Genomic DNA, 24318 nt, shown 5'->3' on the forward strand with positions numbered 1-24318 from the left:
GTACAGCACTACTGATGCAAACTGTTATACTTGATTTTACGGTACAGCATAACCTCTACTATACTTATCCCCACTAATAGCCACAGCGCTCCCAGCAGGAACCCGGCCAATACGTCCGACAGGTAATGCACCCCCAGATAAATACGACTGAAGCCCACCAGCATAATCATTATGATGGTTTCCCATACCAACAGCGCCCGTTGCCAGAACGCTGAAAGCCGCCGGTACAGCAAGTATGAAAGCATACCGTATAATACCACGGCAGTAGTGGCGTGGCCACTCGGAAAGGAGAAATGCTCTGCTACATAATAGGCTACATCTGCTACAGGCCTGTTACGGCTTATAATGGTTTTACCAAACCTTACTGATAGCCCCACACCACCCAGAGCAAGCCAGAAGGCCACCAGCGACACCCAATGCCTGTGTAGCAGGAACGCAATGGTTGCCACTCCGCCTATTACAAACACGGCCTGCTGATCACCGAGCCAGGTAATAGTATATAAGGCTTGGCTCAACCTGTCGGACCGCATATCAAAAAGCGCGGAGGTAAACTTTTTATCCAGGGTTACAATCCACTCCGACTCTATCACACTTTCTGTCAAATTAGAGAGAAGCGCCATATTCACCAGTCCTGCAAATACAATCAGTGTCAGGGGGAGGCCAATAAAATAGGTTGTATCAAACCGCCCGGCTACAAAGGCCGTGAGCCTGGGAAAGCGCTGCTTCAGGCGCACTACAATTGGCTGGCGCAGTACCCAGGCAGTTGCGGTTCTTACCTTATCAGTTAGAATATTTCTTTTCATAGAATCGGTTGATGAGGATATACGCAGGCCGGACCCTTTGTTTTCTGTTTTCCAGCATTGACAGGATAAAGGCACACATCTACCCCAAAATCAGGACTATCCACAACTATCAGCCTCTAAATAAAGTACATATTTACATGAAGAATCAAGACAACATATTTGACAAAATAATGCTGGCCATCGGTGTGTTGCTGCTGGTGTTGTTCTGGGTTCAGTTTCCTGCTATGCCTACAGTTGAAGAACATCATTATGCCTCCTATACTTCGGGAGAGATAAATACAACACACACCTCGAAATGGACATACATGAAGCCTGACAAAGGGCTTTCGCCGCGCCAGGTTATAAGTATACAGCTAAGCGCCCTACAGCAGAACGACCCTGCCGATAGTGGTGTAATTACTCTTTTCAACTTCTCATCACCCACTAACCGGGTGCATTTAGGACCGCTGAATCACTTCCGGCTAATGGTGAGAGAACCTGCATATCGTACAATTCTTAACTTCAAAAGTTACAAAACAGGACAACTGGTAGTATCCGGAAGAAACGCTTATCAACTGGTGCTGATAGAAGCTGCAGACGGGAAGCAGGAAGCCTTTATGTTCATACTTACAAAGCAGCGTAAAGGCACTTACAAAGACTGCTGGATGACGGAGGGAATTGCACGCGTGGAGGAAGCTCCTATGACAAGCAGACTGTAGGGTAGAGTTGTGGCATCAGAGCGCTATGGCTTTGTCACCTTGCGGGTGTAGTAGCAACTTTGTGCCGTTACTGCGCACGACCTGATATAATTATTTGCCGTATCTTGGCTTGTAATTATACTTCCCTATGACCTTGAACTCAGCTACACGCCTGCCTATTATTGACCTGCACTGCGATTTACTGGTGTACCTTACAGATGTTCCTAACTCCGACATGAATAAGATTGAGGAGATTGGCTGTGCTGCACCCGCCTTAACAGAGGGTAACGTGAAGCTACAGGTAATGGCAATCTACTCGGCAACAGGTATTGGCAGCACCCGCTATGCAGAGTTACAGCGCGACATGTTCCGACAGCTGACTGACCGCGACAATTGCCTGACGGCAGTTACTAACGTGCAGCAGTTACACCAGGCTTTAAAGCAGCCCGGCCAGACGGGCATGGTAGCTGCCATTGAGAACGCAGCTGGTTTCTGTGAGGAGGACGAACCCTTAGAGAATGGCTTTAAGCGCCTGGAGAAAATGATAGAAGTATGCGAGCGCATTCTTTACATCAGCTTTACACACCATACTGCCAACAGGTTTGGCGGCGGCAACTCTTCTAACGGGGGCATTACCATGGATGGTAAAATGCTGCTTGATTACCTGCATGGCAGACGCATTGCCGTAGACATGTCCCACACCAGCGATGCCCTAGCCTTCGACATACTGAACCACATAGACAGGGAAAGACTGGATATACCCGTTATTGCCAGCCACTCTAACTTCAGGCCAATGTGGAAGCATGAGCGCAACCTCCCCGACGAGCTCACACAGGAAATTATCCACCGCAAAGGTCTTATCGGTATGAACTTCCTGCGCAAGTTCCTGAATACAGAAGACCCTGATGCACTGCTGCACCACATACAGTATGGCTTGGGTAAAGGTGCTGAGGATGCGCTCTGCTTCGGCGCCGACTACTTCTATTATGCTGATGAGACAGACCAAAGCCGCTATCCATTTTATTACAAAGAGCACGAGCATGCCGGCAACAGTTATACTTACATTCTGAACCAGCTGCAAAGCCAGCTTTCAAATGAGCAACTGCAGAAAATAGCCTATCAAAATGCCCATCGCTTTATAGAACGGATCTGGAGCTAAGCCTTTCTGGGTTTCCATAAAAAGGAGCTTTGCCGGGACTACTGTGCCTTTTAAATATATTCTTAGAAAGCTGGTTTTATAATAGAAAATTCCTATATTTAGAGAAGCCTATTTAATAAGAGTTGTGCTTTCGTGCACCCTCATTACCATTTTTACAACCACTGTTAAGCAAAAAATTTACAGCTATGAAATTTATTGGACTGTTTCTATTATTAGCCGGCCTTGTGTCTCTTATTCTTGGCTTTACTGGAGCTAATTTAGTGGTACTTAATTGGTTAAGTCAGTTCGGAGAAACCGGCAGCTGGGCAATTCGTATTGGCGTAACATTATTAGGCGGTATTATTTACTACCTGCGGAGGCACGATGACTAAGCAACGGCCAAAATTTGTATATATATTATTTGCCATGTCACCAGAATCCCCGTATATGCAATAATAGTACCCTCACTGTGCCGAACATAACCTTAAAGCCGTAACGCCATGGACGCTCAGGAATACACGCCACGCTACGTACAAATAAACGAACTATACATCGACACGGTGGTCATAGACGATACCGAGTTTATCACACTTTGGTGCTTTACTGTGCTCGATGATGAGTATAAATTTGTGTACCTGGGCTGCGACTTCTGCCAGTTCAACCAAATACTGATTGCTGCGGGCGATAAGGGCCGTGAGATTGCTTTACACCTGGCCGAGATCCTGGACAAACCTTACGACTCGCCAACACTTATCCCGGTAAAAGAGAAATTTGAGGAGTACCTGGAGTTGACAGGCCATGACATAATTGTGTATGAGCCACTGGCGCTGGAAGATGACCTGGAGGAATTTGATGAAAATGATGAGGAGCTGCCAATAGAGCAGTTATTTGGAGGAAAGTCTAACAAGACTCGCCAGAAGTACCTGATCTATCAACTCGACAGGTTATACCCGTCAAAGGTGTTCGAGCCAGAGAAACAAGTTACCGAAGGCCTTGCAGAATGCTTTGAAGATGACTCGCTGGAGTTAGCTCAGTTATACTACGACTACCTGAATGCTGTAGAAAATGGTTACTCTGATTGTGAGGCACGCCAGGTAGCTGGTTTAGAGCGAGAGCTCTTCTTCCGGATGGCGCGCAAAGCCTCTGAGTTGTGGGGCGGTAACAAGAGCTAACCTTGTTTTAATTACGCATCCTCTTCACCTATTTCAGCCGGAGCTGGCGTATTGATTCTGCTGATCTCATCCTGCAGGTGCACCCTCATGTCTGCAAGCCAGTCACGGGTTCCTTGATCTTCAGCCTTGGTAAGAGCCTCCGCGTAACGGTTCAGTTGCGCATTATGCGTGCTCAGAACAAATTCTCTGAAGCGAATATCCAGTTCCTTTCCCTCCAGTAGTTTAAATTCCTCCACCAGTCCCAGATCGGCTCCTGTCAACTTATCGGGTAATTGAATATTATTGTGCTTCTGCGCCAAGTTCTTCAGCTCGGTCAGCGCCTGCTTGTGGTAAGCTAATGCTTCTCTGGCCATACTTCTGGTTTGCTCTGTTGCTCCTTTTCCTGCGGCCACTTTTGCTATTTCTATCTGCAGCATGTTACTGCTGGCAGCATAGTCCCAGAAAGCGGGTTCGTGTTTAAGAGTTTTTACAACAGCAGTGTCTTTATCATCATTTTTCTCAGTTGCAGGCCCTTCGCAGGCGAGCACCAAAAGAAATACAGCGCCAAGGGTAGTGGCAAGGACTTTATCTATAAACATATAATCAGGTGCGTGTAAGGGTATTCTTTGCCTTCTATACTATATACCGCAGCCCTTTGGTTCGGCCACTCAGCAGATTCTGATAAAAGTATAATTGCACCTGAAGAGCCTACCAAACTAGTTTTAGAAAGTATAACTTTTCCGCACTACAGTGAGGTTGCTGTCACGCCCCTGATCCGGTATAACGTGGGCAGGACAAGGTGCTTTTACCAGCTCCTGCGGCAAGCCTATACTCTGGTCGTAGAGGTACAGTGTTAGATGAGCACCTTTATTTAGCTGCAAGTCTAAAGTTACTTCTTTGCTCTCTGGCAAACCATGCAGGCGGGTGAAGTATACTTTGCCAGTTCCAGCCTCTATCGGTGCTAATTTTAATGCTTCGCCAGCCAGGCTTATACTTTGCAGCGCATCTGGTGTTTGTGGCTGCAGAGCCACCTCCAAATGAGCTGCACCGCGAGGCGAAGCTAATCGCAGCCGAAGCATGCGCTCGCTTTCGGCAACAGAATCCTGGAGCACCTCCACCACAGGTGCAGGCACAGTTAAAGTGGTGGTTTCGTTTTTAAGGTATTGGATAGAGGCATGCGGATACACCTCTTTCAGCGGCCCTTGGGTAGCCGCCGAAAAAAACTGCTGGTTCCAGACATCAGTAGTTTGGGAGCGGGATACCCACCAGGCCTTACCTGTATCGGCATCAAGGTAGTAGCTTACGTGGCTGTGCAATGGCCGCTCGGCAGATGGCTTTTCTCCCTTTACAGCCATAGCAAGTTGCACCCCACCTGCTAATAAGAGCAACAAAGGCAGCAGTGGTATACTTTTCCAGCGAAACCCACGCTCTATCGTGACCAGCAGTGGCAACAGTAACCCTGCCAAAAGTAGCACCAGCAAAATCGTCCCATAGGGCAGTTGCAGCGTAAAAGCGGTGAACACTACCTCTGCTATAGGCATCAGCAGGAAAATGGCTGGCACACTTGCCAAAAGTAATATCACAACGTTTCTTAGGCCCAGGCCATGAACATCATTCCACCCTGCCAGCAGCACCGCTAACAAACCACCCAGGCTAAACAGTAGCGGAAACAGGAACAGGTAAGCAGCGTTAGGTGCTGTTAGGTAAACAGCCAACAGTAATATGTACTGAAGTATAACCACTCCCAGCACCAGCGAGAGGAGTCGCACCCAACATAACAGCAGCCAACTTATAAAAAGAAACAGCGCCAGTGCCAGCAGTAGGTAAGCCATAAAAAAAGCATCGTTGCTGTACAACCCATTATGCCGGTGCGACAATGGCAACATACTCCAAACCCACTCATTTATCGGGAAAAAGAGCAGAGCTGTTACCACCAACATTAGCAAGTATAACCCAACACCCGCTATAACGCCACGCACTTTTACCACCTCTTTCCGAAGCGCTACCCGCAGTGTAACAAACAGTAACATGGTTACCAGGGCAACCCACAGCAAGTTAAGCCCCGATTTATAAGTAATAACCCAGCCGCCTATAAAGTTAAAGAACACCTTGTTGCGGGCTTTGGTCTCATTCAAAGGCGTGTGGCCAAAGTGGCGGGTAAGTGCCAGCAGGTTACTGCCATGGTGCTGCAGGCTGTTCAGGCTTAGATTTTCTGGGTCATCTGTCTTTTTGTGGTAGTGCACAAAGCCATCAATAAAGGCTGAGTTTAGACCTGTATAACCAGCCTCCTTGAACAAAGTAAAATCAGTGTCATTGGGCATTCGGCTGTAAATCTCGTAGGCTAATGAACTGAAGAAAGGATGAGGCGCAGCCTCAGCATATTGCTCCGCTACCCAACCATTTTCAGGGCTAAGCTCAAAAGTCATACTTGGGCCATCGTTGCCACGGCCTTCTAAGTTTAGCACCAGTGCCACCTCCTTTGCCCACGGGTGCTTCAGAAAGGCCCTGGCACCATAAAGGCCGTACTCTTCGCCATCTGTCAGTAGTACAATTACATCGTGCTCCAGTGGCCCTATAGCCTTTAGGGCTCGAACTGTCTCCAGGATAGCGGCTACTCCTGCGCCATCGTCTCCTGCACCACGGGCATTCGGCTGCGAGTCATAGTGGGCCATCAGCAGTATAGCCTTATTACTTGCACCATTGCCTTGGAGCCTACCAATCAGGTTATACACGTTTCCTACTGAGGCTGCCTGCTCAGGGCCGTTTACAGCGGTTGCCTGCTGCACTTCAGGATTCAGACCCAGCTGCCGCATTTGCTGCATCAGGTAGGCTCTTACCTCAGCGTGCGCTGCCGTACCCATAGCATGTGGCTCCTGCGCTATCTGCTGTACGTGCTGCATCGCCCGCTCTGCCGAAAATTCTGCAGCAGGCGCACTGGCAGGCTTGGGAGCAGGAGGTGCCAAAAGGCAGATGCTCAACAGGGCTAACCCTGTAAGCAGCAGCAACAGAAAAACGGCTGTAAAAGTGTGGCGATAGCGCATAATCAAGCAGGCATTGTATGCAACCAATATATAAAAAATACGCCGGCAAGTTGCTTTACATCAGTAGCTTTTGCGGAAAGCAAGTTTAGCAAAGAGTCAGCAAGCACACTTTCAGCAGCCGTAACATCTACAAAGAAGTACGTCAATATTTACAGCTTTCTATGCCCCTTCTTTAAGACAGGTATAAAACACAACCGGCACCGCCTGTAGCAGGGGTGCCGGTTGTGTTTCAAAGCTTCAGCGGAACTTATAGAACTTCGTGCTTTTCTGGGTCCCTGATCTCGCTTTGACGCAGGTGCACAGGCTCAGAACGCTTACGCAACTGCATGTTCAGCATCTCTACCATCAGCGAGAAGAACATTGCAAAGTAAATATAGCCTTTCGGAATATGCTGGTGCAGCGCCTCTACTACCAGCATGAAACCGATAAGAATCAGGAACGACAAAGCCAGCATTTTAACAGTTGGGTGCTTGTTCACAAAGTCGCTTACATACTTGGCAAAAATCAGCATGATACCCATGGCCAGGATAACAGCAATAATCATAATGATTACCTCCTGCGCCAAGCCTACAGCCGTCAGAATAGAGTCGAAAGAGAAAACAATATCGATGAGGATGATCTGTATCAGCACCTTGCTCAAAGTAGCCTGAACTTTGGCAGTGCCGTGCCCCTCTTCCTCGCCTTCCAGCTTATTGTGGATTTCGGTAACGCTCTTAGCCAGTAGAAACAGACCACCGGCAAAAAGTATAATATCGCGCCACGAAACAGGAAAGTCATCCTGCGTAAAAGGAAGGTTTATAGAGAAAATAGGCGCGCCGGCTCCAACTATCCAGGAGATGAACAAGAGCAGAATAACCCGAAATATCAGCGCTAAGCTAAGGCCAATGTTTCGTCCCTTTGCCTGCTGTTCTTTTGGTAACCTACCCACGATGATCGAAATGAACACGATATTGTCTATACCAAGCACCACCTCCATAAAGGTTAGCGTCAGTAAGCTTATCCAGGTGTCCGGATTAGCAAATATTTCCATAGTTTTAGTATTTGTTATTGTGTTGATTGCCTCTAACACGTGTAGAGCCTAAACAGCCTGTACGCTGTTTTCAGGAAACAGTATACACCTGCTGCTCCACAACTGTTGTTGCTGGTTAAAGAGTAAGACAATCAACTTCAGCAGGCAACAGTCATCAATGGCAGCAGCATATTTTAGCTCTTCATGTTCACGAACTGCAGCGGCATACCTATCTCTTCGGCATTGCTGCGCAGCAATGCTATTACGCTCTGCAGGTCATCTATCTTTTTAGCTGTTACGCGTATCGTCTCATCCATCATCGCAGGCGACACCTTCAGTTTGCTGTCTTTGATGATCTTCATGATCTTCTTGGAGGTCTCTTTATCAATACCTGCCTTTACCTTAATATCTTTCTTCAGCATGGCACCCGACTGATAGGCCTCTTTAGAGAAATCCAGTGCAGTAGCATCCAACCCTTGTTTCACCATTTTGCCTATGAGCACATCCTCTGTATGCTGCACACGCATTTCGTTCTCCATGGTAATGTTCACAACACTTGATTTCTTGTCATACTCAAGGCTGCCTTTCGTGTCGCGGAAGTCATAGCGGTTCAGAATTTCCTTGCGGGCAACATTTACGGCGTTGTCCATGGTTTGCGGATCTACTTTACTTACAATATCAAAAGATGCCATAGGTGATTAAGTGTTATTCTTTAAAAACTGATTTACATAAATTAGACCGACAAAGTTATTCTTTTGAGGCCAAGTTAGAACATAGTAAATCTCTAATTGTTGCTTCATGAACCGCTAGGCTATGCAACACACAAAGTACCAGCTAGTGTTTGATGTACCAGAAGCCTTTAAAGTATAGCTAAGTATTTAAACACCCTTTTACCTGATAAAGGAATAGGCTAACTATGAAAATAATAGAACCTGCCACAACGGAACAATTTGAACAATATTACCGCCTGCGCTACCAGGCACTGCGCGAACCTTGGGGACAGCCCGAAGGAAGCGAGCGCCTGGATGATGATGCCTCCGCCATACATGCCATGCTTATGAACGATGCAGGAGAGGCTGTGGGAGTATGCCGCCTACACCTGAACACACTACAGGAGGGGCAGCTGCGCCTGATGGGAATCAGGAAAGACCAGCAGGGTAAGCAACTTGGCAATAAACTAATTAGGTACCTGGAGGAGCGTGCGCGTGCGCTGGGCGCTGAGCGAATGACACTGGAAGCCCGAGACTATGCTGTAAACTTTTACCGCCGCAACGGGTATGAGGTAGTAGAAAAAACATACCTGCTGTTTGGCTCTATACAGCACTACCGTATGGCCAAACAGCTTTGACGACACCTCAAAAACTATGAGAAAACAAACGAAACTATGGATAGGAGCTGGCGCTGTGCTGGCTGGCATGGCCATAATCAGTAGCTGTAGCCGCAGTCATGCTCCGCTCGATACAGTAACCAGTGTAGACCTGGACAAGTATGAAGGCCGATGGTACGAAATTTCCCGTCTGCCACAGCGCTTCGAAAAAGGCTGCCACTGCGTGTATGCAGAGTATAAGCAAAACCCCGACGGCTACCTGGAGGTGCACAACTACTGCCGCAAAGGTGGCCCTAGCGGTAAGCTAGATAAGGCCGAAGGCAAAGGTTTTCCGGTAGAAGGCAGCAACAACAGCAAGCTGCGTGTGCAGTTCTTCTGGCCCTTCCGCGGCGATTACTGGATACTGGAGCTAGACCCCGACTACCAATATGCTATGGTTGGCTCCCCCGATCGCGAAAGTCTCTGGATTCTCTCCCGCACTCCTAAACTAGACCAGGACGTAATGGAACAGCTTGTGCAGTTAGCCGAGCAAAAAGGATTTCCGGTAGAGCGACTATTACTTACCGACCAAAGCTGCTTTACACAAGAGTAAACCTCTACATAATCAAAAACCTGACGCAGCTGCAAGAGTTTTTATACTTTGGCAGCTGCGTTTTTTTGTTGCCCTAGCCTAAGTCCACTATCAATAAAGCCGCCATACAAGTTTTCTCCAGAACTGTGGCAACAGATAGTGCGGGCGCGACTCTAAGCCTGTTTTATAAAAACAGAAGCACTGGATTTTATCAGACAAAGCGCTATATTGTAACAGAATAGTACTAAATTCTACTTCACGTTACTCAACAACTATGACAATTGGAATCAGAGAAATGTGGTACAGCACCAATAAGGTATTAACCATCATCAATGCTACTCTTTTAGCCGTTCTTACTGGCAATGTAACAGACCCCAAAGCAATTCAAAATGCTCGAATTCCTCTCTACGCCAACATCCTCCTACTAGTGTTGCTGAGTATAGGACTAGCTGCTGCGATATATAAACTTTGGACGTAAGTATAAGGGTGAGCTAAGTATACACTGGTCTGTAAAGCTGATGAGTTGTGTTGGTTGGGCAGTACCCGTTTTAATGGCAGCCGTAATTTTCTGTAGGACTGATGACAATTCTACCATCAACAACACTAAGCCGCTAATGTACTGCTCAGTTTAAACGAGTATGTTATACTTCATGGAGATAAGAGTATGATAAGGCCAAAAGAACTGATAAGTAGATGGGTTGAAGCATTTAATAAGGGAGATGCAGACGAGATAGCTGAGTTTTATCATGCTGATGCTGTAAATCACCAGGTAGCCAACGAACCCATTGTAGGAAAAGAAGCGATCAGGCAAATGTTTGCCCAAGAGTTTTCTACTGCAGAAATGACATGTATAGTAGAGAACATCTTTGAAGATGGGGACTGGGGAATACTAGAATGGAAGGATCCTTTAGGTCTTAGAGGGTGTGGCTTCTTTCATATTGTCGATGACAAAATCAAGCTTCAAAGAGGCTATTGGGACAAGCTTTCGTTCCTAAGGCAACACAAGTTGCCAATCCCAACAGAATAAGCTATCGATTATGAACTCAAGTCAAAAACCTACGAACAAACTTACAACTCCTATTCTTCTATTAAGTCTCTTAACTCTGAGCTTTTGCGCTGCTAGAAAACACACGTCCTCAACCGGCAGCTACACAGTATCAGGTACAGTGAGTGGTGTGGAAGAAGATACCTGGATATACCTTAAGAGTACTACTCCCCCACTGCTGGACTCTGCACTTGTTAAGAATGGTCGCTTTGAGTTTCAGGGGCAATTACACGACAAGGTACTTTATACGATGATTGGGTTTAAAGGACCTTTTTATACAGCCGATGGCGCTTTTAAAGAGTATAGATTATCAGATGCAACTGTACTATGGCTTGAGAACAGCCAAATTATACTTGAGGGTGAAAGGGGCAAACTCCATGAGGCAAAGGTAACAGGCTCTGAGACACAACAGGACTTTATGCAGTTACTCTCCTTACCTCCAGGTGGCCTGGAAAAAATCATGAGCTTTATTCAGCAAAGCCCTAGCTCCTCCTTCCTAAGCGTATTCCTTCTGGACAAGCATAAAGAAGCTTTTGGCAGGGAAGAAACAGCAAAGCTTTTTAGCCTTTTGTCTGAAACTAGAAGAGAGACTATGTACGGAAGGCGGATTTCTGAATACCTTCAGCCGAATAAGGAATAGCCGTGGTCAGATTTGTAAAACAAAGGCCTTACAGCCTTTAGCTCTGGCTCGTTAATTTTCCCACCTAATATTAGGATGGATATGACCAGGCATCAGTTCACCTTATTCCTTACTGAGAACAACACTGTCATCGAAGGCATCAGAGCTAAGTATAATCCTGAGCAGTACAAGCTGATCTCAGCTCATGTTACTCTATGCCGTGAAGATGAAATAGTACCACTTCGCCTGGTTATAGACAATGTCAGTTCGCTTCATCTGCTATAATTATCAAATCACAGCAACTCTCGTTCTATAGGTAAATTAAGCTAATTCGCTATGTTAGATATCGTTATAGAAGCCCGTAAGGCATCACTAGGTCCAGGAATGGATGTAAAAAGGATACTCCCCTTCCGTCTGCGCAGGATGGTTGGCCCTTTCATTTTTATGGACCACGCAGGCCCTGTAGATGTACAGCCTGCAATAGCCACATCCATGGATGTACTGCCGCATCCGCATATCGGACTATCTACCGTTAGCTACCTCTTCGGTGGCCAGGTGACGCATCGTGATAGCTTAGGCGTACAGCAGGTAATCAGGCCGGGGGAAGTAAACTGGATGACAGCCGGAAGCGGCATTGCACACTCCGAAAGGTTTGAAGACCCAGCTGCACTGGCAGGAGGCACTTTGGAGATGATACAGACCTGGGTAACCCTACCGGAGAAAGAAGAAGAATCGGCGCCCTCTTTTGATAATTACAAGCCTGAGCAGCTCCCGATATTTACAGATACAGGCGTATGGATGCGCTTGATAGCAGGCGATGCGTTCGGAATGAGGAACGACGTGAAAACACATTCCCCCCTGTTTTACCTGCATGTTGTTTTAGACCAAGGAGCAAGGTTTGGATTGCCAACTGGCCATACCGAGCGTGGTATCTATATTGCCAAAGGAAGTATAGAGGTCTCCGGGCGCACATATACTGCAGGGCAAATGCTTGTCTTTAACAAAGGGGTAGACCCAGTACTTACGGCCAAAGAAGCCTCCACTCTTATGCTGTTAGGCGGTGAGCCACTAGGTGAGCGGTACATTTGGTGGAACTTTGTTTCTTCCAGAAAAGAAAGAATAGAACAGGCCAAGGCAGACTGGAAGGAAGGAAGAATCTTGCTACCTCCTAACGACAATCAGGAGTTTGTTCCACTTCCGGAAGAACGTTCCAAGCCAGCCGGAGATCCATCGCCACAAGCACTTTCCTGAGGCAGCAAAGGTGTGATGCTATAGCTTTACTAAGGCAGAAGGGCTGGGACTAAAATAATTGTAATTCGCTATATAATTTATTTATTTTAAGTAATACCTCCACAAAACCCCTTCGCTTATGAAAACTGTACTACCTACCCTTTTACTCTGTGTTTTAATCCTCTCCGGCTGTGCCAGCACCTCTACCTCTACTGCCAAGGTAACAAAGCCCGAAAAGTATTATGTAGGTTTCATGCCTTTGGTAGTTTATACCAACAGCGAGTTCAGCCAGCTTGACTCAGCTACCTATGAAGAGCACATCAGGGGCAAGTTCAATAACCTGGAGAGGTCCATGTACCGCAATCAGCTGGAGAAAACGCTTGTTCGCAATTTTAACCGGGAGAATGCACAGACCCGCCTGGTAAAGTCATCCGACTTATTTGAGATCAACACGGATATAGGTTACAGAGAGTTTCTGCAGAAAGTGCAGGCAACAGGCGTGGATGGTATCCTACTCATAAACCAAAGCGGTTACTGGCATACCACTGATTATACTACTGTGCATTACGACAACGTAAGCAGCACTACCGCAAACCCACAGCCCAATGCAGCTTACCACGCTTACCTCATTGACGTGCATACTCTAAAGCCTGTATGGTATGCTAACTCTGTTGTAACCGGTGTATATGCCGGCTTTGATACGCTAAACAACCACCTGGCACGTGCACTCTTCCGGAAGCTCCGCAAAGACAAGTATATACTAGCTACATATTAAAATAGGATTGAATTGAAAACAGAACGGCCTGAAAGCATCGCTATACTTCCAGGCCGTTCTGTTTATATCTTACGCTACTAGTTCAGCTTTTTCTTCTTTTGAAGAAGTCAGCTGCTGGCTTGCCATCCACTCCTGCTGTAATTGCTTAGAAGTTTTACGGCTGCCATCGTGGCTCCAGCCCGGAGGGCCAAACACATACATAAACTTCGCTCTCCAGGACTTCACGCTTTTCACATCTTTCCAGATATCGTTAAACTCGTGGAAGTTCAGCGTGATAGGGTCGTGCTTGGTTGGCGGGTGCAGTACACCAAATTTTGTCTCCAGCGCTACTTCTTTATCACGGAAGGTGCCAAATAACTTATCCCAGATAATAAGAATACCGCCATGGTTACGGTCGAGGTACTCTACGTTACAGGCATGGTGCACCTGGTGTACCCATGGTGTATTAAATATCTGCCCAAACACCGGTATTTTTGGCACCAGTGTAGAGTGGAGGAAAAACTGGTAAATTGAGTTGAAAGACATACACAGCGCGATCATCACCGGGTTGAAGCCAAGTATAGGCATCCAGATCCAGTAGATAGGCTTGTACATAAAGATCGTCCAGCCATTGCGGAAGGCTGTACCCAAGTTAAATTTCTCGGAGGAGTGGTGCACCAGGTGTGCTGCCCAGAATATACGGATCGTGTGGCAGAAACGGTGGTGCCAGTAAAAGTTAAAGTCGTCGCCGATAAGGCAGAGTACCCACACCCACCAGGCCCAGCCTAGGTTTTCATACCCCAGGTACTCGACACGCAGCGGTTCAAACAGCTTGTAAAACAGGAAAAATAACCCGATTTGATAAGCTTTAGTAAGTGTATTCAACGCGGCTGCCCCTAATCCTACCCAAGTACTGGCTAAAGAGTCCTTCAGGCTGTAAAGCTCCTTATCCTCCCGGTAACTAATGTAGGCCTCTCCTGCAATGAGCAGAAAAAACAGCGGCACAAAATAAGTGAAAGGGTTGGGCATCTGGTCAAACAAGATCTCCATACAAATCAGTCAGTAAAGTGAAGAGTGATGAGTACCACCAAATATTAGGGCACTTCAGAATTCTCTAATTTACGTAAAATTATCCCAAAGTTCTACACCCGCTGCAGCTTTACCTAGCCGCAATGGCCATACTTTTCGCGGCTGATTGGCAGAAATGGAGCCTTTCTCATAAATTTATGTATCCATTAACAATCATGGTATGGACCATAAGCTTAGAACACGTATTGCCCCCACACCCAGTGGTTTCCTGCACCTGGGCAATGCCCTTTCGTTTGCTATTACATGGGCGCTGGCACGGCAGCAAAACGGTATACTTATACTTCGTATTGATGACCTGGACAATGCCCGTTTTAGGCAGGAGTATCTGCAAGATATTTTCGATACGCTGCACTTTATGGGCTTGGATTATGATGAAGGGCCAGCAAACGCAGAGGACTTTCTGAAGAACCACTCGCAGCACCTGCGCATACCTGGCTACCATACCTTGCTGCAACAGCTTGTAAAAAAAGGCGTGGTGTATGCCTGCCCCTGCTCCCGTAAGCAGTTAAGCAGCCTGCCCATGAGCAACTGCAACCTGCACACCTGCCGCCATGAGCGGCTCCCGCTACACCTGCCAGACATTGCCTGGCGCATAGAAATACCAGAAGGCACAGAAATAACTTTTCAGGACCGGCTTCTGCAAAGCTGTACAGTAAAGTTGGCCGAGGAGATGCCTGACTTTGTGGTGCGCCGCAAAGAAGGAATACCAGCCTACCAGACTGCCTCTCTTGCCGACGATCTGGAAATGAAAATAAACACCGTGGTACGGGGCGAAGACCTGCTTTACTCTACGGCAGCACAGCTTTATATGGCTCAGCAACTCGGCGCGGAGGAGGTTTTAAGTATAAATTTTGTGCACCACCCCCTTGTGCTGGAGCCAACAGGCGAAAAGCTTTCTAAGTCTCACGACTCGCTTTCTATTGCGGAAATGCGCAAAAGCGGCCTTAGCAGCAAAGCTTTCTGGCAAATCCTGGCTCAAACCTTGGGTTGGCAAGAGGCGGGTGTAGAAGACGCTAAAAGCTTCCTGGATAACTTCCAGCTGGAGAGGTTGCACATGGCTGACTACCCTAGCCTAAAGGCAAAGGTTGTAGAGTAAACCTGCGATCAAACGTAAAACAAAACGGCAGCCGCTTTATAGCAACTGCCGCTTTATTTATACTTCTTTAGGCTTAACTACTTTGCCTGAATGCTAATAGGCACCTCCAGGTTCTCCCAACGTAGCAGAAGCGCATCATCTGTTACTCCGTAGGCTAAACGTTCGTTCATAGAGGAGGCCTCGCGGGGAGTAACCTGCACACGGAGCGCGTCCTGCTTCTCGTCGTACTGAGTGCCCCACTGCTTAGCGGTTTTGTTAAAGATCACTGTCCACTCATCTTCACCAGGTATGGTGTAGAAGCTGTAGGTGCCTGCTGCTAATCCCTCCCCCTCTACCATCACATCCTTATCGAATGTTACTGTGGTGGCCTCGTTAGCGCCAGCGCGCCATACTTTACCATATGGTACCAGTTCGCCCCAGATAGTGCGCCCTTTTACAGATGGACTACTGTAGTTAACTGTAACAGTAGCATCTCCTATTTTACCGGAAGCTGTGGCAGGAGGACTTGCCTTTGTTTCCTGTGCATGGGCATTAAAAGCCACGAAAATGCCGAACATCAGCATCATGCATAAATTTAGAACTTTTGATCTTTTCATAATTTTTACAGCTTTAGTCCAAAGCGCAAATACGTAAAAGAAAATCTTAAGGATGAAAAAATACGGATAACTTGGTCTTTATATAGGCATAAAACTTCAGCAAACGTAAAATTTTGAGCCTAAAGACTGGCTTACCTCAGGCCTTGCATGTCAACAAACGTCTCCTGTAGCTTTCATCCGTATAGGTAGGTGAAGGCTAAAACAGCCACGTAGACGATATCAAACAAGAATGCCTATGCCCTCAGCCTACAACAACAGGAGAACAAGAATAACCACTCGCACACCATCCCAACAGAAAACATATGGCCGTGATAACTATGATACAGGCCAAAGAACGACCTACAGCACCGGCCGAAGTGCACAGGCAAGAAAGAGGGTTACCAGAAATAATAGAAAGAGACGGGTAACGCGAGGCTCGGCAGTAGAGGGCGCAAAAAACAGGTTAAAGAACTTCAGGCAGGCTTCTATTTTGGCAGTAGCTATTACCGGGTTTATCATGTTGATTTTTTCGCCCAGCGAGGCGGGTTTAGCGCAGGAGGTGGAGCCCGGACAGGAGCAGGCTACTGATGACTCAGTAGCTGTTGTAGAGGAAATAGCTGTAGCAGATTTGGTACCCCCAGATACTGGACTTCCTGCAGAAGACACCACAGCCGTCCTCTCTGGCAAAGAGGCTACTGACGAGGCTATCGGTGCTTTACAAGGCCTGTGGGATAGTTTCTTCTATAACCTGCCCAAAATGCTGATTGCCTTAGGCACCCTGCTATTAGCTTGGTTCTTTGTACGCCTGCTGAAGATGCTTCTTCAGAAAGTATTAGGTCGCTGGGCAAAGTCCGACGCTATTATTTCGCTGGTATCAATCACTGTGTGGCTGCTGGCAATTGGTGTGGCACTGAGCGTGGTGGCCGGTGATATACGCGCGTTGGTTGGTTCATTGGGTCTGATAGGTTTAGCGCTATCGTGGTCGCTGCAAACGCCCATAGAGAGCTTTACAGGCTGGCTTCTGAACTCCTTTCAGGGCTACTACCGTGTAGGAGACCGGGTACGTGTGGGCGATGTGTTTGGCGACGTTTTCCGGATAGATTTTCTAACGACAACTGTTTGGGAGATTGGGGCACCCTACCAAGCTGGCTTTGTACAGGCAGAGCAGCCTACAGGCCGCTTGGTTACATTCCCGAACAACGAGATCCTGACTGGCACCGTCATCAACCTCACTCGTGATTTCCCCTATGTGTGGGATGAGCTAGCTTTTGCCGTAGCAAACGAATCGGACATTCAGCTTTCGATGCAAGTGTTAGAATCTACTGCTGGGCAGCTACTAGGTGATTACATGATAGAGCCTGCCAGAAACTACGCAACGCTGCTCAAGCGCTCCGGCCTGGACTATAATGTACCGGACAAGCCACAAGTTTTTATTTCATTAGAAGAGTCCTGGACAAATATTACCGTCCGTTACCTGGTAGGTGCCCGGGAGCGCAGAAAATGGAAGAGCGAGTTAACACTACGCCTGACCCAGGAAGTAAACAAACCAGAGTATGCCAACAAGATCATACCGGTATACCCTCGGCAGCAGGTGCAGTTTATCAACTCAGGCGGTGTGCCTGTGGAAGCAAGATTTATGGACGGCAGTAACGAAGAAATGCGCTAGCAAACTTCCTCAAGTACAGTTGGGAAAACAGCGGTGTTACAGCTCCTTCTCCTGCTCCACAAGCCTGGCCAATGTTTTATCGTAATCGGGGTGCGTGGTATGTAGCAACTCATACCTATTGAGCTCAGCGTATAGCAGCAGAAAACAAGTATACAGTCAACCCCCAGCCACTGCCAACGCGTAGGCTAAAAAACACCTGTTGTTTTCTCTAAACAAGAATCAGATGCCTAATACTAATTTAAACTCAAACAAAGGTCGTCCTGCTGTTCTACTTTTCGATGTAAACGAAACTCTGCTCGACATGTCGGATATGCAAAAGGCCGTAAACGAAACCTTTGGAAATGAACTGGCTTTTAAATTGTGGTTTGCACTGCTTCTGGAGTACTCGCTTGTAGAGAATGTGACAAACACGTATCATAATTTCAGCGAAGTAGGCCAGGCTGTGATGCGCATGACAGCTGAAAAAATTGGGAAAGATATACCAGAGGAAAAGCAGAAGGAGCTGGTAAATATGGTCAAAGAAACTCAACCGCACCCCGATGTGATACCCGGTTTAGAGAAGCTACAGCAGGCCGGTTTCAGATTGGCTACTCTTACCAACTCTCCTGCTAAATCAAGCATACCTCACTTAGAGAAAGTAGGACTAAAGCGCTTTTTTGAGGATACGTACAGTGTGGACAGCGTAGAGAAATTCAAGCCCCACAGCAGCCCCTATCAGTATGCCGCTGATCAGTTAGGAGTTAAGCTGGAGGAGGTAATGATGGTAGCCGCTCACGGCTGGGACATAGCCGGAGCCTTACGCGCAGGGGCAAGAGCTGCCTTTATTTCCCGCCCCGGTCAGGCGCTTTACCCATTGGCCCCAAAGCCAGAGCTTACAACCCCTACCCTACTGGAACTGGCAGAGCAGTTGGTTAAGATGGAATAGTAAGGCAGCGTTGAGCAAATTGTCTCTGTAACTACAGCTTATTGCTTTTACTTTTTATTAGCTTCTGCCTATATTGCCTTACAATGGCGTACGCTAATAGTTACCCTCATTCGGTACTACAGGCTTGCAGGTGGTTCAACATTGTTTGCTTGGCTTTATCTCTACTTGCTTGCCTCGATTTTTTTATACTTCCTTACAGCATTCATCATGAAAGAATTCTTGAGAGAGAAGAAGTATATGTGACTACCCGAGTCAGATTTACAGGCTCAGTGCATAAGAGTCAGCTAGACAACATAATCCTTTTTACAGAGAACTATTGCTACCCTTTCAACAGGATACAGGCCTTTGATCCATACAAGCCAGACTCAGTGCGCCTGATTACTACACGCTTATTTAGGATAGTAAGAACTGGATACGTTAAGGCTAACAATGTAGAGCAGGAACTGAAGCAGAAAGCAGGCATTTTCGACACTTTGATGTTTGTTCCCATTGCTTTTGCCCTAGTATCCTTGTTTGGTGTGGCTATGCGTAACAATAAAGAACAACTGCTAAATGCTGCCGTTATGAACGTGCTTCTTTCCTTAATCTTGCTATGGATAATGGGATACTTTTAATGTCAGACCTCAACCCTCAGCGGGCAGCTCTGAAAGCTTCCAAGTACATTTGTTTGTGTTTTTCCTTAACTTAGGAAGCGGTACAGCCAGAGTCTTGAATTGATGGTAAAACCGCACAACTTCTTAAACACTCTAACCGCTATTCCTGCCATGAAACGCATAGCTCTTTTCGCCTTCTCCTGCTGCCTTATAGGCTTTGCCAGCCACTACGCTAAGGCACAGTCAAAGCCAAATATCAGGCTTAACCATATTGCCGTTTACGTGCACGACCTTAAGACCAGCACCAATTTTTACGAAAACGTACTTCAGCTGGAACAAATACCAGAGCCGTTCCACGATGGGCTGCACACCTGGTTCACACTTGGTGACGCCGGCCAACTGCACCTCATACAGGGCGCGCCACAGAATGTTAAAAGGGATAAAAACGACCACTTATGCTTTAGTGTCGAGTCTATAGAGGATTTTATAGCACATCTCGACAAGCACAAGGTAAACTATTCTAACTGGCCGGGTACTGCCAAAGCACCTACGGTTCGGCCAGATGGCGTAAAGCAAATCTATTTTCAGGACCCGGATGGCCACTGGATTGAGGTAAACAACGATAAGCTTGGTAGATAGACCTGCAAACTATGATGCCAGTTTAAGCGCAGCAGTAACTGGCATCATAGTAGGTTTCAAATTATACTGATGCTAAACTTGCGACAGAGGAGCAGTCAGATCTCTTATTTCTGTCTGCAGCTCCTCTGCAAAGGGCTGTAGTTTAAGCATTGCTCTTTCTTTTTTGCTGTCCTGTGACAACAGGATTTTTGTACCATCCTCCAGCCACAGGTAACCATCAAAAGAAGTGGAAGTGGTAGGTGACCAAGAATACCTTGAGGAACCACTAATCGTTCTGTTCTTCTTCAGGAAGATGCACTTTATACCGGGAAAAGGCTCCCGATGTCCGATTGTGAAGCCCATAAGATTTACACCCTCACAATAGGTGCCTTTGTATAGATCTATCTCAAGGCATTTGAAATAAAGAAACGGAAAGATTCCGGCAGCAATTAGTAGTACTCCTGCAAAAGGTTGAGTTAACGAAAGTGCTATGCCTCCTGCCGCAATAATGATAGCACAAACCCTTGTACTAAGTCCCAGGGGCTCTGTTAACCTGTATCGAAGTAGAGGTGTTTCCATTAGTACAAGGTACAGTTTTTCTGCCTGTGTTTTACTACATTTATACCTTCGAAACCTCTCTTCTCCGCAACCTTCTACACCTTCAGCATGTTCAGGTATAGAGAAATGATTATTCATATCTTTGTGAAGAAGAATAGCAGAACGCGGCATCCAGAAGCCTTGTGTTCTGCCTTTGCTGTTTTGTTATATAGCTGAATGAAAGTAACTGATTTCCTAGAGCTTTACCGCCTCGATGGCGAGGTGCAGACCATCGCAGAGCGGCTAAAAGCAAATAAAGCTTACCGACTACAGATAAAGGGCCTGGCAGGAAGCCAGGATTCTGTGCTGGCGTCGGCAATCTACACGCTGAATCCACAGCACCAGCTCTTTGTAATGCACGACAAAGAGGAGGCCGCATACTTCTATACTGACCTTAAGAACCTGCTTGGCGAGACCCAGGAGATCTTACTCTTCCCGACTTCCTACAAGCGCCCCTACAGTTTCGACGACACCGAGAACGCTAATATACTTATGCGTGCCGAGGTGCTTAACCGCCTGAACCAGAAGACAGGCAAAGGCGAGTTAATCGTAACCTACCCGGAGGCGCTCACCGAGAAGGTGATCAACAAAAAGTCATTGGTAGAGAATACATTGGGAGCCAAGGTGGGCGAGAAGTTGGATACAGCTTTCCTAAGTGAGATGCTGGCTGAGTATGGCTTTGAGCGTACCGAGTTTGTGTACGAGGCGGGCCAGTATGCTGTGCGCGGTGGCATTGTGGACGTGTTTTCTTATGCGAACGACCTGCCGTACCGCATCGAACTCTTCGGCGACGAGATTGAAAGTATACGTACCTTCGACCCTGATACGCAGCTGTCGGTTGAGACGAAGAAAGCCATCTCCATTATACCCAATGTACAGACGAAGCTGCTGCAGGAAACGCGTGAGGCTTTCTTAGACTTTCTGCCCAGCAATACCACCATCTGGTTTAAGGACATTCGCCTGACACTGGATGTGATAGACGAGTACTTCGACAAGGCTTCGCATAGCTTTGAGAAGATGATGTCCGGTAGCGGTGGTATGCAGATTGTGTCGGACCCAGAGCAGCTTTTCCAGACGCAGAAGCAGTTTAAGCAGCTTCTGGAAAACTATAACGTGGTGGAGATAGGTAAGCGCTTTCACTTTAGGTCTGCTGAGGTAATACAGCTAAAAGCCAAGCCGCAGCCTTCGTTCAACAAAGACTTTACGCGTCTGGTAAAAGACCTGCACGAGCAGCAGGGGGCTGGCTATGTGAACGTCATTGCAACCGATTCGCCGCGCCAGATCAACCGCCTGACCATGATCTTCGATGAGCTGGACCACGACGTGCGTTTCCAGCACCTGCCTGTTTCGCTGCGCGAGGGCTTCATCGACCAGTCGCTCAAAATAACCTGCTATACCGATCACCAGCTGTTTGATCGCTTTTACCAGCACAAGGCCAAAACCGGGCATTCCAAAACCAAGGCCATGACGCTGAAGGAGCTGCGCTCGCTGCAGCCCGGCGACTACGTAACTCACGTAGATTATGGCATTGGCCGCTTTGCAGGCCTGGAGAAGGTGGAAGTAGGAGGCCGCCTGCAGGAGGCGATTCGCCTGGTATACCGCGACGACGATTTGCTTTATGTCAGCATTCACTCGCTGCACAAGATAAGCAAGTATAGCGGCAAAGAAGGTGGCCCGCCAAGTATGAGCAAACTGGGCTCGCCGGAGTGGGAGAATAAGAAGAAGAAGGTCAAAAGCAAGGTTAAAGATATTGCTCACGAGCTAATCAGCCTTTACGCCAAACGCAAAGCGGCACCAGGTTATGCTTTTAGCAAGGATGGCTTTTTACAGGCTGAGCTGGAGTCTTCGTTTATTTATGAAGACACTCCAGACCAGGGCAAAGCCACTGAGGACGTGAAGGCCGATATGGAGCAACCGCACCCAATGGACCGCCTCGTGTGCGGCGACGTGGGTTTTGGTAAGACAGAGGTAGCTATACGAGCCGCTTTCAAAGCTGCCTGCGACGGCAAGCAAGTGGCCGTGCTAGTACCGACAACCATACTTGCCATGCAACACTACCGCACCTTCCGCGATAGGCTAGAGCAGTTCCCGGTCACTGTAGATTACATCAACCGCTTTAAAACCACCAAGGATACCAAAGAAACCTTGAAGCGTGTTGCCGAAGGCAAAGTAGACATACTCATCGGCACGCACCGCATCGTGAGCAAGGATGTGAAGTTTAAGGACCTGGGCCTGCTGATTATTGACGAGGAGCAGAAGTTTGGCGTGAAGACAAAAGATAAGCTGAAGGAGATGCGCGTGAACGTTGATACCCTAACACTTACTGCCACACCAATACCACGAACGCTGCACTTCTCGCTGATGGGGGCCCGCGACCTTTCGGTTATTGCCACACCGCCGCCAAACCGCCAGCCGGTTAAAACAGAGCTGCACGTGTTCGACGAAACGTTGATCCGTGATGCTGTTGTAAACGAGATGAAGCGTGGCGGCCAGGTATTCTTTGTACATAACCGCATCAAAGATATTGAGGAGATTGCTGACATGATCCTGCGCCATGTACCAGACGCCAAAGTAACCTATGCCCACGGGCAAATGGAGCCTGAGAAGCTGGAGAAGCGCATGATGAAGTTCGTGAATGGGGAGTACGATGTGCTGGTATCGACTAACATCATTGAGTCTGGTCTGGACATTGAGAACGCCAACACCATCATCATCAACCGCGCCCACATGTTTGGCTTATCGGACCTGCACCAGATGCGTGGTCGCGTTGGTAGATCAAACAAAAAAGCTTACTGTTACCTGCTTACACCACCAGTAGCGGGCCTTCCTTCAGATTCGCGCAAGCGCCTGAGTACACTTGAAGAATTCTCCGACCTGGGCGAAGGCTTTAAAATTGCAATGCGCGACCTCGACATTCGTGGAGCTGGCAACCTGCTGGGCGGCGAACAAAGTGGTTTCATTACTGACCTTGGTTTCGAGATGTACCACCAGGTACTCGACGATGCTATTAAAGAGCTGAAGGAAACCGAGTTCCGTGAGCTGTTCTTGAAAGATAACCTGGCCGAGTTTATCGAACCTGTGCGTGAGTGTAATATCGAAACCGATATGGAGGTGCTGATTCCGGAGAGTTACGTAAGCAATATCTCTGAACGCCTGAATCTCTATAGCAAACTCGACAGCGTGAAGAGTCTGGAAGAGCTAGACAGACTCACGGCAAGTATAATAGACCGTTTTGGACCACTGCCAGAGGCTGTGCAGCAGTTGGTAGAGATCGTAAAGCTAAGATGGCAGGCACAGCAGCTCGGATTCGAAAAGCTAACGATCAAAAAGGAAACGATGAAAGGTTATTTGCCAAGCGAGAACAACGACAAATACTTCCAGTCAGACGTGTTTGGCAACATCCTGAAGTACGTGCAGCAGCACCCTCGCCGCTCACGCTTAAAAGAAGCTAAGGATAAACTAATCGTTATCGTAGAGGACATCCAGAATATAACTGACGCAAAAGAGGTTTTCGAGGGGTTTGGAGTGGCTGCCGTAACCTCTGTATAGATGTTCAAGCCTTGACTCAAAGAGCATGTCTACGGTAGGCATAATGAGCGTGCCGCAGACATAACTTGTCTTTGCAGAAATTAAGGTTTAATTTAAACGCCTTGTACCGAAACCTCTGCGCATGGGTTTACATAAAACAGTGGCCACTGCCAGAATTATAGTTTGCAAATAGCATAGCTTAACCAGGAGAGAATAATGCTCTAGAAAGTTAGGCTTAAGTATAAAGAAAGAAATACAATATATCT

Annotated in this window: 26 protein-coding genes; 18 read left to right on the plus strand and 8 right to left on the minus strand. The window is 47.4% G+C overall.

Features of this window, described 5'->3' with window-relative positions; all coding sequences use genetic code 11:
• Window positions 1-8: 8 nt before the first annotated feature.
• On the minus strand, window positions 9-803 hold the full coding sequence (locus PKOR_RS04765) for a phosphatase PAP2 family protein (protein WP_052738720.1): 795 nt from the start codon (window positions 801-803) through the stop codon (window positions 9-11).
• A 137-nt stretch (window positions 804-940) separates the two neighbouring features.
• Between PKOR_RS04765 and PKOR_RS04770 the strand changes: the two genes are divergently transcribed.
• The 4 genes from PKOR_RS04770 to PKOR_RS04785 all read left to right on the plus strand — a co-directional run bounded on the left by PKOR_RS04770 (window position 941) and on the right by PKOR_RS04785 (window position 3790).
• A complete protein-coding gene (locus tag PKOR_RS04770) occupies window positions 941-1501 on the plus strand; it encodes a DUF4864 domain-containing protein (protein ID WP_046309441.1) in 561 nt (186 codons plus the stop codon).
• Between the two features lie 127 nt (window positions 1502-1628).
• The gene (locus PKOR_RS04775) at window positions 1629-2639 is read left to right on the plus strand and encodes a dipeptidase (protein WP_046309442.1); all 1011 of its coding nucleotides are present in this window, start codon (window positions 1629-1631) and stop codon (window positions 2637-2639) included.
• 185 nt (window positions 2640-2824) lie between these two features.
• Window positions 2825-3010, plus strand: a complete 186-nt coding sequence (locus PKOR_RS04780; protein ID WP_046309443.1) for a hypothetical protein — start codon at window positions 2825-2827, stop codon at window positions 3008-3010.
• A 108-nt stretch (window positions 3011-3118) separates the two neighbouring features.
• The gene (locus PKOR_RS04785; protein ID WP_046309444.1) at window positions 3119-3790 is read left to right on the plus strand and encodes a hypothetical protein; all 672 of its coding nucleotides are present in this window, start codon (window positions 3119-3121) and stop codon (window positions 3788-3790) included.
• A gap of 11 nt (window positions 3791-3801) precedes the next feature.
• Here PKOR_RS04785 and PKOR_RS04790 read toward each other — a convergent pair whose 3' ends face one another.
• The 4 genes from PKOR_RS04790 to PKOR_RS04805 form a co-directional block, all read right to left on the minus strand.
• Complete coding sequence (locus tag PKOR_RS04790; RefSeq protein ID WP_046309445.1) at window positions 3802-4368, minus strand: DUF4142 domain-containing protein; 567 nt, start codon at window positions 4366-4368, stop codon at window positions 3802-3804.
• 123 nt (window positions 4369-4491) lie between these two features.
• Window positions 4492-6810 (minus strand): M20/M25/M40 family metallo-hydrolase, encoded by a 2319-nt coding sequence (locus PKOR_RS04795; RefSeq protein WP_046309446.1) that lies wholly within the window; start codon window positions 6808-6810, stop codon window positions 4492-4494.
• 247 nt (window positions 6811-7057) lie between these two features.
• Window positions 7058-7840 carry a TerC family protein gene (locus PKOR_RS04800; RefSeq protein WP_046309447.1) on the minus strand — a complete coding sequence of 261 codons (783 nt, stop codon included), beginning with the start codon at window positions 7838-7840 and terminating at the stop codon, window positions 7058-7060.
• Between the two features lie 173 nt (window positions 7841-8013).
• Window positions 8014-8511 (minus strand): YajQ family cyclic di-GMP-binding protein, encoded by a 498-nt coding sequence (locus PKOR_RS04805; protein WP_046309448.1) that lies wholly within the window; start codon window positions 8509-8511, stop codon window positions 8014-8016.
• A 224-nt stretch (window positions 8512-8735) separates the two neighbouring features.
• On the opposite strand from PKOR_RS04805, the gene PKOR_RS04810 reads away from it, so the two are divergent.
• The 8 genes from PKOR_RS04810 (at window position 8736) to PKOR_RS04845 (ending at window position 13386) form a co-directional block, all read left to right on the plus strand.
• Window positions 8736-9167 (plus strand): GNAT family N-acetyltransferase, encoded by a 432-nt coding sequence (locus PKOR_RS04810; protein WP_046309449.1) that lies wholly within the window; start codon window positions 8736-8738, stop codon window positions 9165-9167.
• Between the two features lie 16 nt (window positions 9168-9183).
• Window positions 9184-9738: a lipocalin family protein gene (locus PKOR_RS04815; protein WP_046309450.1), complete on the plus strand. Its 555-nt coding sequence runs from the start codon at window positions 9184-9186 to the stop codon at window positions 9736-9738.
• 253 nt (window positions 9739-9991) lie between these two features.
• Window positions 9992-10195, plus strand: a complete 204-nt coding sequence (locus PKOR_RS04820; protein WP_046309451.1) for a hypothetical protein — start codon at window positions 9992-9994, stop codon at window positions 10193-10195.
• Between the two features lie 186 nt (window positions 10196-10381).
• Entirely contained in the window at window positions 10382-10744 is a 363-nt protein-coding gene (locus PKOR_RS04825; RefSeq protein ID WP_046309453.1) for a nuclear transport factor 2 family protein, read from the plus strand.
• 10 nt (window positions 10745-10754) lie between these two features.
• Window positions 10755-11402, plus strand: a complete 648-nt coding sequence (locus PKOR_RS04830) for a DUF4369 domain-containing protein (protein ID WP_071843112.1) — start codon at window positions 10755-10757, stop codon at window positions 11400-11402.
• A gap of 81 nt (window positions 11403-11483) precedes the next feature.
• Complete coding sequence (locus PKOR_RS04835) at window positions 11484-11666, plus strand: hypothetical protein (RefSeq protein ID WP_148561631.1); 183 nt, start codon at window positions 11484-11486, stop codon at window positions 11664-11666.
• Between the two features lie 51 nt (window positions 11667-11717).
• Entirely contained in the window at window positions 11718-12632 is a 915-nt protein-coding gene (locus tag PKOR_RS04840) for a pirin family protein (protein WP_046309457.1), read from the plus strand.
• 118 nt (window positions 12633-12750) lie between these two features.
• A complete protein-coding gene (locus PKOR_RS04845; protein ID WP_046309459.1) occupies window positions 12751-13386 on the plus strand; it encodes a hypothetical protein in 636 nt (211 codons plus the stop codon).
• A gap of 69 nt (window positions 13387-13455) precedes the next feature.
• On the opposite strand, the gene PKOR_RS04850 is transcribed toward PKOR_RS04845, so the two are convergent.
• A complete protein-coding gene (locus PKOR_RS04850; protein WP_046309460.1) occupies window positions 13456-14415 on the minus strand; it encodes a sterol desaturase family protein in 960 nt (319 codons plus the stop codon).
• A 199-nt stretch (window positions 14416-14614) separates the two neighbouring features.
• Here PKOR_RS04850 and PKOR_RS04855 point away from each other — a divergent pair, with 199 nt between their 5' ends.
• The gene (locus PKOR_RS04855; protein ID WP_046309461.1) at window positions 14615-15550 is read left to right on the plus strand and encodes a glutamate--tRNA ligase family protein; all 936 of its coding nucleotides are present in this window, start codon (window positions 14615-14617) and stop codon (window positions 15548-15550) included.
• A gap of 77 nt (window positions 15551-15627) precedes the next feature.
• Here the strand turns inward: PKOR_RS04855 and PKOR_RS04860 are convergent, their stop codons facing one another.
• Entirely contained in the window at window positions 15628-16146 is a 519-nt protein-coding gene (locus PKOR_RS04860) for a DUF2911 domain-containing protein (RefSeq protein ID WP_046309463.1), read from the minus strand.
• 235 nt (window positions 16147-16381) lie between these two features.
• Here PKOR_RS04860 and PKOR_RS04865 point away from each other — a divergent pair, with 235 nt between their 5' ends.
• The 4 genes from PKOR_RS04865 (at window position 16382) to PKOR_RS04880 (ending at window position 19948) form a co-directional block, all read left to right on the plus strand.
• Window positions 16382-17791, plus strand: a complete 1410-nt coding sequence (locus tag PKOR_RS04865) for a mechanosensitive ion channel family protein (protein ID WP_046314097.1) — start codon at window positions 16382-16384, stop codon at window positions 17789-17791.
• A 223-nt stretch (window positions 17792-18014) separates the two neighbouring features.
• Complete coding sequence (locus PKOR_RS04870) at window positions 18015-18716, plus strand: haloacid dehalogenase type II (protein ID WP_046309464.1); 702 nt, start codon at window positions 18015-18017, stop codon at window positions 18714-18716.
• Between the two features lie 269 nt (window positions 18717-18985).
• On the plus strand, window positions 18986-19330 hold the full coding sequence (locus tag PKOR_RS04875; protein WP_046309465.1) for a hypothetical protein: 345 nt from the start codon (window positions 18986-18988) through the stop codon (window positions 19328-19330).
• Between the two features lie 150 nt (window positions 19331-19480).
• Complete coding sequence (locus PKOR_RS04880; protein ID WP_046314098.1) at window positions 19481-19948, plus strand: VOC family protein; 468 nt, start codon at window positions 19481-19483, stop codon at window positions 19946-19948.
• A gap of 72 nt (window positions 19949-20020) precedes the next feature.
• Here the strand turns inward: PKOR_RS04880 and PKOR_RS04885 are convergent, their stop codons facing one another.
• A complete protein-coding gene (locus PKOR_RS04885; RefSeq protein ID WP_148561632.1) occupies window positions 20021-20623 on the minus strand; it encodes a hypothetical protein in 603 nt (200 codons plus the stop codon).
• A 78-nt stretch (window positions 20624-20701) separates the two neighbouring features.
• On the opposite strand from PKOR_RS04885, the gene mfd reads away from it, so the two are divergent.
• A complete protein-coding gene (gene mfd, locus PKOR_RS04890; protein WP_046309468.1) occupies window positions 20702-24073 on the plus strand; it encodes a transcription-repair coupling factor in 3372 nt (1123 codons plus the stop codon).
• Window positions 24074-24318: the final 245 nt, after the last annotated feature.

The sequence above is a fragment of the Pontibacter korlensis genome (assembly GCF_000973725.1).
Lineage (GTDB): Bacteria > Bacteroidota > Bacteroidia > Cytophagales > Hymenobacteraceae > Pontibacter > Pontibacter korlensis.